This window comes from Candidatus Villigracilis saccharophilus, from assembly GCF_016711665.1.
In genome coordinates this window covers 63,216-81,442 of record NZ_JADJSO010000071.1, presented here as the reverse complement: position 1 = coordinate 81,442, position 18,227 = coordinate 63,216, and the positions used below count along the sequence as shown (strand labels likewise).

At 51.5% G+C, this 18,227-nt stretch carries 5 protein-coding genes; 3 read left to right on the top strand and 2 right to left on the bottom strand.

All coding sequences use genetic code 11. From position 1 onward, the window contains the following. Positions 1 to 868 precede the first annotated feature (868 nt). The 3 genes from IPL17_RS22500 to IPL17_RS22490 all read left to right on the top strand — a co-directional run bounded on the left by IPL17_RS22500 (position 869) and on the right by IPL17_RS22490 (position 12,911). Positions 869 to 8,065 (top strand): putative Ig domain-containing protein, encoded by a 7,197-nt coding sequence (locus IPL17_RS22500; protein WP_345309332.1) that lies wholly within the window; start codon positions 869 to 871, stop codon positions 8,063 to 8,065. 68 nt (positions 8,066 to 8,133) lie between these two features. After that, on the top strand, positions 8,134 to 12,195 hold the full coding sequence (locus tag IPL17_RS22495; RefSeq protein ID WP_345309331.1) for a tetratricopeptide repeat protein: 4,062 nt from the start codon (positions 8,134 to 8,136) through the stop codon (positions 12,193 to 12,195). A 140-nt stretch (positions 12,196 to 12,335) separates the two neighbouring features. Beyond that, a complete protein-coding gene (locus IPL17_RS22490) occupies positions 12,336 to 12,911 on the top strand; it encodes an HD domain-containing protein (protein ID WP_345309330.1) in 576 nt (191 codons plus the stop codon). 46 nt (positions 12,912 to 12,957) lie between these two features. On the opposite strand, the gene IPL17_RS22485 is transcribed toward IPL17_RS22490, so the two are convergent. Continuing rightward, positions 12,958 to 14,388: a glycoside-pentoside-hexuronide (GPH):cation symporter gene (locus tag IPL17_RS22485; protein ID WP_345309329.1), complete on the bottom strand. Its 1,431-nt coding sequence runs from the start codon at positions 14,386 to 14,388 to the stop codon at positions 12,958 to 12,960. Between the two features lie 136 nt (positions 14,389 to 14,524). Then, a complete protein-coding gene (locus IPL17_RS22480; protein ID WP_345309328.1) occupies positions 14,525 to 18,211 on the bottom strand; it encodes a PAS domain S-box protein in 3,687 nt (1,228 codons plus the stop codon). Between the last annotated feature and the right edge of the window lie 16 nt (positions 18,212 to 18,227).

Genomic DNA, 18,227 nt, shown 5'->3' with positions numbered 1-18,227 from the left:
TTATGGACCCTGTCAAGGCGAGGAAGGGGATTAGTATCAGGCTGAACACCAAGGTCAATCCGATGATTTGCCCTAGGAATGGTTTCTTTCTGAAGAGATACTTGCATATGGTCAGACGCTGATTCTGGGTGGCAAAACTTAGTACTGTTCCAAGTAATGTGCCTGCAAACATTGTAACGGACATGATCATCCTCCTTAGGTTGGTATGATCCAAACCTAACATCAGATCTGTCTGATGTGAACTCACTTTAATAATACCTATGCAGAGAGAGGATTTCGAGTAATAAGTGTCATCCAGGGTATTCCAGAGAGTTATGGCGGGATATAGCGATCATTTATGGATTTGTCTTGATCGCGGATAAACAGACGCTGGGGAATCAAACGATACAGCAGGAACAATCCGATAAAAGTTAAAATTATTGAAAAACTAAAACTTTCTTATGTGATTTGGGAATACAAATCCATTCTGATCGGCAGGAAATTATGATTTCGAACATATCCACCATACTGACTTTATTTTGACTTATGGCTAAAACGGACAATTAAGACTATACTTATCAAAATTGCAAGGTTGGCGAGCATTTGTTTTTCCGTCTATTTAGTTCAGATAATCCATCATACAGTCCCCGTTACCTCTATATATTTTGAATATTATTATTTATAACGCAATTTGTAGTTGGAAAGAATTATGGGCCTGGTTTTGTAATAATAAGCAGTTTATGGCATCAAGGATTTTCAATACAAGGATCAGGAATAAATGAAAATCAGACTCTATATTTTTTAAAATTAATTCTAAACCTTATCAGCGCGGATAGATATTCTGTCCGCGCATTTGTTTGTTCGCCCGATGTTTACCAGGAGAAAAAATATGTTATCCATAAAAAACAAAAACCGTTTCATGTCCATGATCGTTATTTTGACAATGGTTTTCAATCTACTTAATATCAGCCCGGTTTTGGCGGCTGGACCATACACGGTTAACAGCACAGGCGATTCTGCGGATGCCAGTGCAGGGGATGGCTTTTGCGAAACAGCAACGCCCGGGGAGTGTACCCTGCGGGCAGCCATTCAGGAAGCCAATGCCCAGTTTGGGACGGATACGATCAACTTTAATATTCCTGGAGCGGGCGTACGGACAATATCTCCTTCTTCCGGCTTTCCCGCGATCTCCAGCCCGGTCATTATTGATGGGTTGACTCAACCGGGGGCGAGTTGTGCCGCCTGGCCGCCTGCTTTGCAGATAGAACTCGACGGAACAAACGCAGGCAGTGTAGACGCATTTGGATTCTTTGGCTCAAGTGGCAACACGGTGCGCGGGCTGATCATCAACCGTTACTATAATGGGATCCATATTCCGAACAGCAGTAACAATACCATCCAGTGTAATTTTCTCGGTACCGATGCAAGCGGCACAACAGCGCTGGGAAATGGGTTGGGTGGTGTTTACATTCAGCAGGCTTCAACCAACAACCTGATCGGTGGAGCATTAGACAGCCAGCGTAATTTGATCTCCGGCAATACCAATAATCAAATTTCACTTACCAATTTTGGTTCTGCGCCGAATAATAATACGATTCAAAATAACTATATCGGCACGGATGTTACAGGCACAGAGGCTTTGGGCGGAGGCGCAAGCGGCGGGATTTCAATTTTCGGCGGCAGTGGAAATATTATCCGCAATAATCTCGTCTCAGGGAATTCCAACAACGGCGGAATTCTGTTTTCCGGCGATGCCACCCGCCACTCTGTCGGTAATATTGTTCAGAGCAATTTGATCGGTACGAACGCCGCCGGCACTGCATCCGTTGGCAATATTGGCAGTGGATTGGTTCTGGGAGCGTTTGGAAATTACCATGTCGAGAATACGGTCATCGGCACAAATGGCGATGGTCTCAATGATGCGCTGGAAGGCAATGTGATCAGTGGGAATACACAAAAAGGTATCTCGATCACAGGCTCGGCTGCCTTTGGTAATGTGATCGCTGGAAATAGGATCGGCACAGATGCTGCCGGCACAACGGCATTGGGCAATGATGTCGGCGTCATCATTGAGGGCGGCTCAAACAATAACCGCATCGGTACCAACCTTGATGGGACCAGCGATACGCTGGAACGCAACATCATCTCCGGCAACGTCGAGGGGATTTCGCTGTGGGGCAGTGGCATTGATGTGTTAAATCCCGGTGTAACGGGCATCTCCATCAAGGGCAACTACATCGGCGTTGGCAGCGACGGCCTTACTGCCATCCCCAATACTGGAACCTGGGGGGGGATCGTGATTCGCAACTGGGCATCGACAAACACCATCGGCGGTCCTGCGGCGGGCGAAGGCAACATCATCGCCAACAATATGATCGGCATCAGCCAGTTTACTGGCTACCGCAATGCGATTGTCGGCAACAGCATTTTTGACAATACCGGCCTGGGGATTTACCTCAACATTGTCAGCGCGAACGATGCTGGCGATCCTGATGATAGCATCACGGATCCATCCCTTCCAAACAATGGTCAGAACTATCCGGTGCTTGGTGCGGCAGCCATCAGCGGCGGCACTCTGAGAGTAGATTACAGCATCGACTCCACGATTGCCAACAGCGCCTATCCGATCGCCATTGATTTTTATGAAGCCGATAATGCAGTCAGTGGTGAAGGCGGCACCTATCTGGGCCGCACGACAATCGCTTCGCCCGGATCATCCAATTTCAATTTAGGCAATGCAGTGACTCTCGGCGTTGGCGCCGGCGACTTGATCGTCGCGACCGCCACTGACTCGAACGGCAATACCTCACTGTTTAGCCCTTCAGTTGTAGCTACACCGGCTGTCACATCTTTACCTATTACCAATTTCGACTTCGAGGCAGACGGCGGCGCCCAGACTTGTTGCGCAGCCACTCCAAGCAGTTGGACCCTTGTTTCTGGGGGTGGTGGTTTCTGGGGTGTGTTCCCTGCCTATTCCAACGCCACGTTCTACCCAACTCCGTCAGCCCCTGGAACGCTCAATGGCCCAATGGTGGCTTATTTCCGCAATACCGGCGTCGTCCGAATTGGTCAGGTGCTAAGTTCCACAGTACAAGCCAATACCACCTACACATTGACTGCGGCAATTGGAAAGCGCGCCACGGTGCCAGCAGGTGCGTATGTTCTTGAACTATATGCCGGCGGAGTGCCATTGGCATCCACCACAGGAACAACCCCGGCAAATGGCAACTTCGTTGATGCCTCGCTTGTATATTCTTCCGGCGCTGCCCCGGCCCAGTTAGGTCAGCCTATTGAGATACGACTTGGAACAAATGGCGGTGCGAATATCGCCGTTGACATTGATAACATTCGACTGACCATCCCCGCAGTTAATGAGACGATCGCGCCTACTGCCAGCCCCACTCAAACTCCTGCCGCCAACAGCGTCGGCTGGAATACCAGTGCTGTCACCGTTGATTGGAATTGGGCGGACAATGTTGGTGGGGCTGGTATTGATGTCAACAACTGCACTACCAGCACTTCGTCTGTTGGCGAAGGAGTCCAGCAGCTAACGGCAACTTGTAAAGATAATGCGGGCAATACAGGCAATGCCTCCTACACTGTCAAGGTTGGGAATGGCGTGCGCGAAACCAGCACTACCGTTGCCGAGAATGCACCGGTCAATGCCAGCGCAAACAAGACCAGCGATGTGAATTGGTTCCGCGTTGACGTGCCCATCCCCGGCTCGGTGGTCAGCGCGACTATAAACAGTGCTTCGGATTATGATCTGTTTCTCTTCGCCCCGCGTATTGAGCAGGAATATGGACAGCTCCGCGATATTGGCAAGATAACCGACATTGCGCAGCTCAGCAACATCGCACAATTAAGTAACATCGCCCAATTGAGCAATATCGCACAGTTAAGCAACATCGCGCAATTAAGTGATATTGCTCAACTCAGCAACATCGCGCAGTTGAGTAACATTGCGCAACTTAGTAACATCGCCCAACTCAGTAACATCGCGCAACTTAGTAACATCGCTCAACTCAGTAACATCGCGCAGTTGAGTAATATTGCCCAGCTGAGTAATATTGCCCAGCTTAGCAACATCGCGCAACTCAGCAATATCGCCCAATTAAGTAATATCGCTCAGCTTAGTAATATTGCGCAATTGAGCAACATTGGAGATGTCGGCGGGATCGAAACCCTGTCTGGTATTTCTGCCAATGCCTTACCAAATACCACTGAATATGTGGAACGCAACGTGCAGGAGTTGGCTGGTCCGTGGTATGTAATGGTAGTTCCGCATGATACTGCCGCGGTGAATCAACCCTTTACCCTCACCACGAATGTGACTCCGCCTGCTGTGGCGATGCCGGTAAATAACAGCATCGTGCCGACATCGTTTGTCACTCCGCCTGCCGCGCCGACCAAGGAAACATTGATCCTGACCTATCCTGCCCGCATGACCGGATACGGTACTGACACGGTTGCTTCGGTTGACCTGGTCAACAAGATCAATGCTCTTGCGGCAGACCCCAATGTCAAAGGCACGGTCATTGATCTGGCAACATACCCGGAAATTGTCAGCGCTTACACTCAATGGGATGCCGACCAAAGCAATCCGCAGTCCGCGAATTATGTGGCGCGCTCGATCAAGTCCCTGCTGTACAGTATGCTTCCATCCTATCCTGATCTGAAATACATCGTCATCGTCGGCGGGGATCAGGTCATCCCGCAGCGCCGCATCGTTGACCGCACGCTGGTTTCCAATGAGCGCACTTATCCCTACCCAGACAGCCCAGCCCTGAAGAGCGCATTTGAAAACCGCTATTATCTGAGCGATGATTACTACGCCGCCAGCCTGCCGATCGGCGTGGATGGTCGCGAAGTGTATATCCCGCAATATGGTCTGGGACGTCTCGTCGAAAGTCCGAGCGAAATCGCGACAGTCATCGATACCTTCACCGCCGCGCCTGTGCTTGCTCCTCAAAACGCGCTGGTCACCGGCTATGACTTCCTGAAAGATCAAGCGGTCGAAGTCGGTTCAACATTGACCGGTCAGGGTGTGACCGTTGACAGCACCCTCGTCAATGATACCTGGACAGCGGATGATTTCCGCGCCAAGGCGTTCAGTGCTCAAGCGTACGATCTCATTTCGCTCAACTCGCATTTCGATCACTTCCGTCTCTTCCCCAACGATCCAACCGATGTGCTGGCTACCGAGTTCGATGCAAGCAGCAACTTCAACGGCAAGATCATTTTCTCGGTCGGATGCCACTCTGGTTTGAATGTGTTTGACGATGGTACATCTTTGCCATTCACCGGCGCGGACTACGCCCAGATCTTTGCCCGCAACGGCGCGACCTTCATCGGCAACACCGGCTTTGGTTATGGTGACGGCGATCTGCTGGCTTACTCTGAACGGTTGATGCTGAACTTCACCGAAGGATTGGGATACAACCCGGTGCCCGGCCAACTCAGCACCATGCAGACCGTTGGCTCATCCTTCATGCAAGCCAAACAGCTTTACCTCAACAGCCTCGGCAACGGCGGCATGACCACCTATGATGAAAAAGTGGTGGCTGAATTAACCCTGTACGGTCTGCCGATGCTTAAAGTGAACATGCCGACTCAGACCAGCGTCAAACCCGGCGGTGGCAGTGTCATCGGCGGTATCCCCCTTGGTTTGGGCGGACCTACCCGCGCGAATTATCGCAATCAGAATTTGAACTTCGCGTACACGCCTCACACCATCACGGATGCCGTTCGAAGCGGGACCTACTACACGGTCAATGGCGGAAGCGGACTGCAAACCACAGGCAACCGCCCAATGCTCCCGCTGACCTCGGTCAACTTTAGCTCGGCTACAGAGATCCTGCGTGGCGTCTTGATGACAGGCGGTTCATTTACCGACAGCTTCAACGACCCGCTTATCGCTCAATTCATTGATCAGGAAGTTAACCTGCCGCAGGAAGGCGTCTATCTCGCGCAGACTCTTTACCCGCAAAGCCCGGCTACCATTAACAGATTTCTGACCGTGGGCGGAACATCGCAGCAGCGGCTGATCGTGGTGCCCGCGCAATTCCAGACCACCAGCGTTACCGCACCTACCACCGGCATTCTGCGCAAGTACGATAATCTCGATCTCGTTGTGTACACTGCGTCATTCACCGAAACCGATTTCACTGCTCCAAATGTTTGGTCAGTCTCTGCCGCCAACACTGGGAACATCGACTTCTCGGTTGAGTTGAGCGATGACGACTCTGGCGTGTATCGAACAGTTGTGTTGTATCGAAACATGACCACGAATTCATGGTCAAGCACTGACCTGACCTACAACCCCGCAACGGGATTGGCGACCGGCTCGGTTCCTGCTCCGGCGGGGACAGTTGAGTATTTCGTCCAAGCAGTTGATCAGGCTGGGAATGTCTCGCTCGTCCTCGATCACGGACTTCCGTTTAGGATTCTCTCCGCGGCAGCCGATTCGGACGGTGATGGCGTTGTCGATTCAATTGACAACAGCCTGCTCGTTCCAAACCCAACCCAGGCTGATTTCGATAACGATGGCATTGGCGACGCGAGCGATATCAACGCAGACAACGATCCGATCGTGGATGCCTTCGACGCCTTCCCGCGCAACACCACCGAATGGCTTGACTTGGACAACGATGGAATCGGCGATAACACCGACCCCGCTCCGGATGCAGATAACGATACAGTGACAGACAGCATTGATAACTGTCCATTCGTTTACAACACCGATCAGGTTGATGTCAACCCTGCCAATGGTATCGGTGATGCATGCGACCCGACGGCTCCCATCAACGTGGCTCCACTGGTATCTCCTGCGGCAACCACTCACACAATAACTGGGCAGACCGAATTGACGTTCACCGTCACAGCCACGGATGTCAACGGGAATAACGCGCTGAACTATGAGTTGATCAATGCCCCAACCGGCGCGAGCATTAACCCGCTGACCGGTGCTTTCGCCTGGACCCCGACCATAGCACAAGCTGGAATTACATACACATTCTATGCGCGTGTTAGCGACGGGTCATTGAGTTCCTACCAGACGATCACAGTGATGGTAAATGCTTTGGTTACAAATTCCGCTCCAGTGTTGGGCTTGATCGGCAATCAATCTGTGAACGAATTGGTGGCATTAACCTTTACCGCCGGCGCTACAGACAGCGACCTCCCAACGGATACACTTTCATACTCTTTGGTCGGCGCTCCGATTGGTGCAAGCATCAATCCAACAAGCGGCGCGTTCACGTGGACTCCGACCGAAGCGCAGGGACCAAACACTTATACATTTGATGTTTGTGTCAGTGATGGAACTGCCAGTGATTGTGAGACGATCATCGTCACAGTTGCTGAAGTCAATGCCGTGCCGCAAGTCGGTGAGATCGTGGCTCTCGATATTCCGTTGGTGATCAACTCCACTTTCTCTGCCTCAGCTACTTACTCTGATATAGACGCACCGGAAACATTAACCGCCAAGTGGATCTGGGAAGACGGCACAAATACGACTCAGACTCTGACGGGGACATCGGGTATAACCAGCGCGAGTCATGTCTATAGCCTGCCTGGTGTCTATAACGTCCAGCTTGTCATCACAGACAGCGCCGGGGCTTCTATTACCAAGCTCTTCAGATACGCGGTGATCTACGACCCCAACGCCGGCTTTGTCACCGGCGGCGGCTGGATCAACTCACAGGCAGGCTGGTGTACGCTGCGCGCCTCCTGCGCGGTCGCGAGCAAAGCTGAACTTGGCTATCAGGCGAAGTACAAGAAGAATTCCACCATCCCGACCGGCGAAATAGAATTCCAAGCCAAAGGGTTCCACCTGCATTCCACATCAGTTGAGTGGCTGGTGATCAGCGGAGCAGCCTCTCAGGTCAAAGGTCAAGCCACCATCGAAGGCGTGACCGCGCCGAATGGCAGTTTCATATTCCAGGTATGGTCAACCGATGCCAGCCCGGACACCTTCCGCCTGCGCGTTTGGTGGGAGGATGTTGCAGGCATCGAGCATACCGTCTATGATACGAACGGCGTGAATCAAGTTCTCGGCGGCGGGAATATCAAGATCCACAGGTAATTTCAATCTCTCGTTGCGAAGGTGACCACGTCACCTTCGCAACGAAATTTTTTAAGGTGAATTAATTTATGGAAACATCCTCTGTTTACATTCCGATGGATCGGCGGGTAGCGCTAGCAGAAGGGCGTGAGCTGCCCGAGCGTACACGCGGCGCCGCCTTGTTCGCAGACATTTCCGGCTTCACTCCGCTGACCGAGATGTTGGCGCGTGTGCTGGGTCCCAAGCGCGGCGCGGAAGAGCTGACCGTCCACTTGAACCGCGTGTACGATGCGCTGATCTCTGAACTGCATCGCTTCGGTGGGAGTGTCATCAGTTTTAGCGGTGACGCGATCACCTGCTGGTTCGACGGGCAGAATCAGACTTCGGACCTTCTGCCGACCATGCGCGCCACGGCCACGGCACTGGCGATGCAAACTGCGATGGCTCAGTTCTCTGAAATACAAATTGCCGGCGGGGGACAGGTTTCGCTGGGTATGAAGGCGGCGGTGGCAACCGGGTCAGTACGGCGCTTCGTGGTCGGCGACCCGCAATATACGCTTGTGGATGTGATGGCAGGCAAGACGCTCGAGAATTTAGCCAATTGCGAGCATCAAGCCAACAAAGGCGACATTATCCTCGACTCGGTCGCGGCGGCTGTTTTGGGTGAGCGGCTGGAAATTGCCGAGTGGCGCAGTGATGATCACACGAGCGAACGATTTGCGGTTGTGACAGGGCTTGATGAAGACTCGCGTCCACTTGAAAATCCCTGGTTGCAGCTTGCTGAAGATGCATTTACAAACGAACAATTAAGCTCATGGTTAATTCCGTCTGTGTATCGTTTGCTTCAGGCCGGGCAGGGAGAGTTTCTTGCAGAACTGCGCCCAGCCGCGGCGTTGTTCCTGCGCTTCGGCGGCATTGACTATGATCAGGATGCGGATGCGCCAAAAAAACTGGATGAATTCATTCGTCAGGTCGAGCGGATCATGGCACGTTATGAAGGCAGTCTGCTGCAATTAACGGTTGGCGATAAAGGCAGTTACTTTTACGCGGCATTTGGTGCGCCCATCGCGCATGAAGATGATGTCGACCGCGCTGCCTCAGCCGCGCTGGATTTACAGGTACTGTCGGGTCAATTGGATTTTATTGAGTCCTTGCAGATCGGGCTGACCTACGGACGTATGCGCGTCGGCGCGTATGGCAGTGCGACCTGCAGAACTTACGGCGTCCTGGGAGATTCTGTCAATCTGTCCGCTCGCTTGATGCAAGCCGCCCAGCCCGGGCAGATCCTTGCCAACAGCGAGATCCATGACCGAGCTGGTTCTGCGTTTGTCTGGGAGGATTTGCCGCCGATCAAAGTGAAGGGGAAAACTGAAGCGATCGCTCTCTTCCGCCTTGTGCGGGCGCGCCACCGTCAGGCTGGATTCTCGCTGGAAGCGCGTTTCCCATTACCGCCTCTGGGGCGCGAGACGGTTTTGGCAGGATTAGCATCCAGCCTGGAGAAATTATCCTCGGGGCAGGGACAGGTCATCCGTTTAAGCGGCGAAGCGGGCATGGGTAAGAGTCACATCGCCGCGCATTTCCTACGTCAGGCAAGGGAGAGGAATATTCGAGTCCTTGTCGGGATCTGTCAGAGCGTGACCCGCAGTGCGCCGTATACCCCGTGGCGTCAAATTTTTTATGAGTTGTTGAATTTGCTGGATAGTACGGAAATTGAAGCCGTTGACAGATTGACCGCGTCGGTCAAAGCGGATCATCCAAACTGGGAACTGCGTTTGCCCTTGCTTGGTGACCTGCTTGGGCTGCCGATTCCCGATAACGCCACAACCGCCGCCCTCGATAGCACCTTAAGACAGGCTTCATTATTTTCGCTGTTGGTGGAAATGCTGCAGACCTGGGCGCAGGAACAGCCTTTGCTGATGTTGATCGATAATGCGCATTGGATGGATGAAGCCTCGCAGGCATTGACGCAAGCACTGGCTCAGCAGGTGTGCGAAACCTCCCCGGCGATGATGTTCATTGCGCTTCGCCCTATTCGGATCGGAGACGATCCGTTGTTCACTGAACTGGCACCGCTCCCGAATTACACAGAGTTTTCGCTGACGGAAATTTCCAAGGCGGATGTTGCTGTGCTGGCAGAGCGGAATTTAGGCGCTCCGCTCTCACGTTTGCTGCTGGGGATCATCCAGCAAACGGCGCGCGGCAACCCGTTTTTTGTAGGTGAATTATTGGGTGCGATGCGCGCCGGCGGACAGATCGTTCAAACCGATGGCGGCGAGTGGCGCGTCTCGGATGAACTGCTTGAAGTTTTGCGCCGCGCAAATTTTGTGATGCAAGTGGATGGACAATCGCAGTTAAAAAGTGACGCCGATCTTTCAACGGTGAAATTGGGGATTCCCGATTCAATTCATGGGTTGATCCTCTCTCGGTTGGACCGTTTGCCCGAGGCGCACAAGATGACTCTCAAGGTCAGCAGTGTGATCGGATACACCATTGACCTTGCGCTGTTGACCCAGTCACATCCGGAGAAGAAAGCGAAACCCGAGATCGAAGCGGAAGCCGCCTTCATGGAAACGGAAGAGGTGATGCACAGCGAGATCTCGGTCGAGAAGATGTATGCCTTCCTGCATCACACCACGCAGGAAGTGGCCTACGATACTTTGCTTTTTACACAGCGTCAGCAATTGCATAAATCTGTGGCAGACGCGCTGGTTCAGTATCAGCCGGACGCCATTGTGCAGATCGCATACCATGCCTGTGCTGGTGAGGTTTGGCCGGTATCCCTCCAATACAATCTTTTAGCGGGTGGACAGGCGCGTCAATTGCACGCGACCCAGCAGGGAATTGATTTCTTCCAAAAGGCGTTGAAGAGCGCGCAGCAATTAACCGAAACAGATACTACGAAAGAGCGCACGCAAATCCATATTTCTCTGGGTGAGTTATATGTATCAACCGGCCAGTATGATGAAGCGCGCGAAAGTTTGCAGACTGCGGTCGAGCTTGCGCGGTCACAAGGCGATCACGATGCGGAGGCTCAAAGCTGCCGTTGGGTTGGCCGCGCTTATGAACAACAGGGAGAATACGCGCAGGCATTGACCTGGTTGGAAAATGGGTTCAACGCATTGAACGGCACTGCCTCATTGGAAGACGCGGAATTATCCCTGCTGGCTGGATTGATTAACATTCGGCAGGGAAACTATGAAAAGGCACTTGAGTTATGCGAGCGCAGCTTACAGGTTGGTACGGCTTTAAATGATGTTGCCGTACAGGCACGCACCTATAACTTGATGGGCATCACCGACCTGCGCAGCAGCGGCGGCAAGGCGAATGAAAAATTTCAGCAGTCTTTGAGTCAGTACGAGCAGATCGGGAATGTGTACGGTCAGGCGACTTCGCATAATTTGATCGCGAACGGATATTTTGCCAAAGGTGAATTATCGCTGGCCGACCTTCATTACCGCCAATCACTGGATCTGTTCGTTCAGATCGGTCACGTCTACAACCAGGTATTAGTTAACAACAATTTGGGCGGCATCGCCATCAAACTGGGACGACTGGATTCCGCGCTTGGTTATTATCAGCAGGCTGTCCGTCAGTTGACCCAGATCCATGGCTCGTTGTGGGTCTTTGGAGCATTGCACCTGAACATGGGAAATGTCTTGATCCAGAAATCCGAGCTTGATGCGGCAGAGACGGAATTACAGCATTCCTTGGAGTTCTTTGACCAGGCCAAGATTCGCGATCTATTACCTGAACTTTATGGGTTGTTTGCTGAACTGCGGCTTAAGCAAAACGATCTCGTGGCGGCAGAGCGGGATGGACAGCAGTCACTCGATCTGGCGCGTGAGCTGGCGGCTCCGCGAGAGGAAGGTCACAACCTGCGCATCATGGGCGAGATCGCGTTGGCGCAAGGTCAGGTGGATTCGGCAGAGAAGTATATGCAGGACAGCCTTACCCTGCTCATACAGGCTGATGATGAATATGAAAACGCAAGGACACAGCTTGCTCTGGCGCAGGTATATTTGGCTCAACAGAAATACGCTGAAGGAATGAATCTGCTTGATCAGTGCAGAGTGACCTTCGAACGCCTTCAGGCAAGTCTTGACCTGGTGACTGTTCAAACCGTTCGAGCGGCTTTTCCGAAAATAATTTAATCTACGGTATATACGCTTTCTGCGAGGAACCTGGAGAAAACGGCAAATAAATCACTGGCGGTTGCATCCTATTTCCATCAATTGATCCGCACAGTGGCAGTGCTGGAAAAATAAAATTAAAAAAAGTAGCAGGAAGGTAAATGGACGGTAGGAGTTTGGAACAAGCAAGACAATACGCCCTCCAGCGATTGGAACGTGAATTATCTCCAAACCTGTTTTATCATGGGATCGCGCACACGCGAGATATCGTTGTCCCGGCTGCGACGTTGTTGGCAGAAAAGGAGAAATTAAATGAGGAGGAGTTTCACTTGCTTCTGACAGCCGCGTGGTTCCATGACCTCGGTTTTATAAAACAGCCCGCCTATCATGAATTGATCAGTACGAAGATTGCCGCCGAAGCCTTGCCGACCTTTGGGTACACGGACGATCAAGTTGAGACCATCTGCTGGATCATTTTTGCCACGGTCCTCCCGCAATCTCCCGTTACCCTCCCGCAAAAAATAATGGCAGATGCTGATCTTATGGTATTGGGCAGTGATGAATTTATGGTTCACAACCGCAACCTACGCCGCGAACTTTCTTTCTTTGGCAAGGAATACACCGATGCAGAGTGGTTGAAGGTGCAATTAAAATTTCTGGAATCACATACATACTTCACGATATCGGCACGTGCGCTTATGGGATGCGGGTCAATCAAAAAATATCGCCGACCTTAAAAATCTTTTGCAAGAGATGGGTGAAGCGGTATAGCTTCCCTGTGTTCTATTTCTTCGCCTCGTTTCTTTCCTTTTTTCTTTCCAGCATGGCGCGGACCCGGGCGTGTCTTTCCTTGCTCAACGGATAGAACCAGGCCATTGCCACAGCGCCGAATAGAAGTAACGAACCGAACGGACCGATCAAAAAGCGGATGGCTTGTAACGTGGGTTCAGATTGCGAAAATTGTGTTGCCCCGGCAGGAGGGGATTGGTATCCGAACCAGCCAAGCGTTTGCAGTGCAATAAAGATCGCCAGTGCGCCTGTCAACTTTCGGACGAAGTTCTTGACGCCGTAATAGATACCTTCACGGCGGCGGCCTGTGCGAAGTTCATCCCATTCGATCACATCCGGGAATATGGCATCTGGTAAAACATGTGCGGTTGAAACACTAATGCCGGCCAATACAGCCAGTACCAGAATATATGTGATCTGCCCAGGTTGGATGGAATAGATCAGCAATTGCACGACTGCCCAAAAGACCATGCCAATGATGTACGCGCGTTGTTTTCCGATCTTGCGCGCCAGCCAGACCCAGAATGGAAGAACGATCACCGAGGTCACGAGCAGGCAGGCAAAGACGGCCGAGTCGAGCGGTAAGCCGAGCGCCTTTTGAAGCAAGTTGCCGTCGGCAACCCAGTACGCCAGGAAGAACGGTAAAGCCAGTGCGACCAGGTCGAAGGTGATCCAATTCAGCATGTACAGCGCGGTCGCAAAACGGAACGGGATATTTTCCCATGAGGTTTTTAGGGTTTGTAAAAATGGGATCTCAGGTTCAGCGGCATCGGCGGCGTTGCCCCGTTCGCGTATAACCGCAAAGATGACGAAGAATGGAATGACGGCCAATCCGCCAAATAATGCCGAGACAATGAAGTATCCCTGCTGTTGGGTTGCGCCGCCCGCCAGAGCCGCATCCACGATCGCTGGCGCGGCAACTGCGGTTGCGAGTGAAGCGAGTAAATTAAAGAACATACGGTACCCGCTCAGGCTGGTACGCTCATCGTAATCGGATGTCATTTCCGGGGTCAGTGCATAAAACGGGATGGAGACCAATGTCTGTAGTGTGTCGCTCAGCATAAAGGTCAGGCAGACCGTGGCCGCCAGCAGGTACTGATTCTCGAATGGCGGCGCCCACCAAAGCGCGACAAAACTCAATCCAAATGGAATTGAAAATAGCAGAAGGAATGGACGGCGGCGCCCCCAGCGTGACCGCACCCGGTCGCTGATCGTGCCAATGATCGGGTCGTTGACCGCGTCCCAGAGTATGCCGATCAATGCCGCAAAAGAAGCCAGTCGCGGCTCAAGCCCGACAACATCCGTGAGAAAGATGGCGTAAAAGACCTGACGGAGTGTACCGAAACTGGCGAGGCTCCAGTCTCCCGTACCGTACGCCAGTTTTGTCCAAAATGATAGGTAACCCTGCTTGGCGGTTGCGGTCATCTTAATTTCTCCTTTGGCGATACGAATAGTTCCGGCGTGGTCGTTTTTGCTGGATGGTAACAATTAATAATATTGTTACGCTTTCAAAATGGGAACTGTAAATTGTATTATTGTTTATTCCATTAAATGATCCTGATCAGACGATCTTTAAGAATGCTTCCACCACAGCTGGATCAAAATGTTTATTGCTTTGCTCTGAGATGTGCTTGAGCGCCTTTTCTTTTGACCATGCCAGGCGATATGGCCGATCCGAGGTCAATGCATCCCATACATCCACAATGGCGAAGATGCGCGCCGCCAATGGGATCTCTTCATTCTTCAAACCTCGCGGATAGCCTGTGCCATCCCAGCGCTCATGATGGCAATATGGGATATCCAATACCGGACGCAAATATTCGATCGGTGTTAATAATCTGTAGGCATAATCAGGATGTTGTCGCATGATCTCCCATTCACGCTCGTTCAAAGTACCCGGTTTAAGCAGCACAGAATCGGGAATTCCCATTTTGCCAATATCATGCAAAAGAGCGCCGCGACGAATCTCGATTACCTCATCTTCACTGACACCCATACTTCTAGCGAGATCAATCGTCATTTCCACTACGCGGCGTGTGTGACCTTCCGTTTCGTGGTCTCGCAATTCGAGCGCCTGCACCCAGCCTTCCAGAGTCGTATCGTATGCAAGGGTAAGGTCGGCCGCGTCTTTTTGAGCTTGTTCGTGCAGAGTCGCTCGATAAATAGCGTTCGCAGTAATGTCGGCTATGGACGAGAGTAGCCGCACATCGGAGTTTGCAACCTCATTTTGGCGTCCCATCCACACAAAACCGATCAGATTATCCTGTGCGATCAACGGCGCGCCGATGCCCCCATGAATACCTTTGTGGACAAATTCCGGGTGGGCAAAGTTCTCAGTATGATTTAAATCGTTGGTATGCCAGGGCTGCCGTGTCTGGCTGATGATCGCATTGATGCCTGTGCCTTTTTCCTGCCGTACGCCAATCAGCGGTTTCCATATTCCAAACGCCGCTTCGGTGACAGAGTCCCCGGTCAGCGGATCAATGATCTCTATGGTGACGGCTTCACAATTGAGCAGGAATATTAATTGTTCAACGATCACCGGGAGCATTTCGGCGCGAGTCTGTGCGGCGCGTAATGCCGCGCTCAAAGTGGCAATGGCTTGCAATTCGTTTTCATATTGTTCGCGCTCGGTGATGTCGCGCACAATATTCATGACGGCCGGCTTACCTTCGTATTGGATCAACTGCGCAGTGAAGTCGGTAGATACCAGATGCCCGTCTTTATGCAAGAGGGCTGTTTCAAAATTTGCGATCCCTTTGGTTTTAAATTCGGATTCCCTGAATTGCAATTGTTCCAGGGTCGTCTTCGGTTCGAGCATCTGCGGTGATAATCCAAGCATTTCATCGCGCGTGTAGCCGAGCATTTGGTGCGCGGCGGTATTGAATTCGATAAATGTGCTGGGAACTCCTTGCGCATCGACCAGAAAAATGGAAATTCCATCCTTGTTAACTTCGAAGAGTCCGCGGTATTTGAGCTCACTTTGCTTTAGTGCGTCTTCCGAATGTTTACGCTCCGTAATATCGCGGCTATTGATAATGACAGACTGCACATCCGGGTTGTTTAGCAGGTTTTGGCCGGAGGATTCGATCCAACGCCATGTGCCGTCTTTGTGGCGAATACGGTATTCGGTTTTGTGGGATATTTCCGGATGTGCGATCAAGTTTGCCCAATAAGCGCGCAGGTCTTTCGCATCGTCTGGATGTACGGTCTCAAAGCCGCTGTGACCAACCCGTTCCTGATCGCTATATCCGTTGATGCGGTTATAGGACGGGCTGCGATAGTGGATCACGGCATTGGCATCCCCAAAAAGAATGCCGTCATTGCTGTTCTCGACCACTGCGCGAAACATTGCTTCGCTTTTCCGAAGCTGATCTTCAGAGCGTTTACGCTCGGTGATATCTGTGAGCATACCGAACGAACCATTGAAGTTGCCTTCATGATCGGTAATCGTTGTTGCTGAAATAATTGTCCATAATTTACTGCCATCTTTGCGGCGAAAACATCGTTCAAAAACAGAGCTTTGTCCCTGCTTTCTCATTTGCATTTGCGTCAGGTGATCCTCCAGATCCTCAGTGAAAAGAAGCAATTCAAATTTTTGCCCGATCAATTCTTCAATTGAGTAGCCAAGCATGGATGCCGCCTGCTTGTTGACCCCGGTCATGCGCGAATCGCGGTCTAAAACCATCACCCCCTCGTTTGCTGTTTCCACCATACGACGATATTTGGCTTCACTTTGATTGAGCGCTATTTCTGCGCGCTTACGCTCGATGGCGATGGTTGCCAGGTTCACAATTTGTTCAATGGCGGCAATGTGGGGGGTGATATCGCTGCGGGCGAGAATGACCAGCCCGCCCATATGTTCATTTTTATGAACAAACCCCATGCCGTAAATTTTTTGTACCCTCAGGAGTTTTTCGATCAACAGGCAGGCTGGTTTTGGAACGATGCGGGTCAGGAGCGAGTATAAGCCGTCTTCCACAATGACCAGCTTGCTGTAGTAATACATGTTCAATGCTTTATCTGTAATGGCGTCCAGTGGGAATTCCTTTTGCCAGGGATCAAATCCGATCACTGACAAAATTTTCTCAAAGGGAATATCCACGCCATGATAGGAACCCATGCGTATGGTTTTTTGTTTTTCATCCAGGATCGCGCTGGCGGTAATGCCGTCTCCGATCATTTGCTTAACTTTTTCAGGAACAAGCCCGTAAATTTCTTCAAGTTCGCACGGGTGCAGAAGAAACTCCTGCACTTCAGCAATAATACGATTGTGGGTTTCGATAAGTTTGCGCTCGTTGATATCGCGCTGGTTCAAGACAACGGCCTGCACATCCGGGTTGTCCAACAAATTGGTCGCGGTTGTTTCGACCCAGCAATACGAGCCGTCTTTGCGTTGCAGCCGATATTCGATGATGACAGTGGCCGCAGGTGTCTGTAAAAGTTCTGCGAACTTTCGCCCGGTGAATTCACGGTCTTCGGGATGGATATACTCCGGACCGAAATGTCCGGTCATTTCTTCCGGCGTGAATCCGAGAAATTGCTGATACGCGGGACTGACATAATTGATCTTTCGCTCAGCGTTCATGAAAACAACGCCGTTGCCGCTATATTCGACCACGGCGCGAAAACGCGCCTCCATCTGTTGGCGGGTCAAATTCTGTTGATGGGCGAGTCTCAGCGCATTTTTCAGATTCCCTACGAAAAGGTCACGGGTACGGATCATGAACAACAGACCGACGCCGGTCGCGACCCAACTGAAGGCGGAATTGAATTTGAATATGATCGGAAGGCTGACAAGCCCTCGATTCTGAAGGAACGAAACTCCTACCGCGATCAGGAAGGTTGCGATGGTAAAGCCATTCACCACACCTGTTTCCAAAAAGAAACCAGCCACCAGCACCACGGTCGCAAAATAGAACATCGCTGTGCCAGAATTACCGCCTGAGAGGATCAGCATAGCCAGGATGCAAAGATAGATGATCGAAAACACGATCACGGTTGCCAGGCGGTAGTTCCCTTTGAAGAGAAAATAACGTCCTGCCGCAATTCCGCAGAACATAATGATGGATAATATCCAACTGCCGATTTTTTGGAAGGCGAACAGGGGGATGAGAATAAAGATAATGATTAAGAGCGCTGCGCCAAGGTAGAGCATGAGCGTATTGGCGATCCGTGTTTGGATCGTTTTTTCTTCATCGCCTTCAATTGATGGCGGCTCCAGCCATCGTTTTATTGAGACTAACATGGGTAACCTCTTTCCA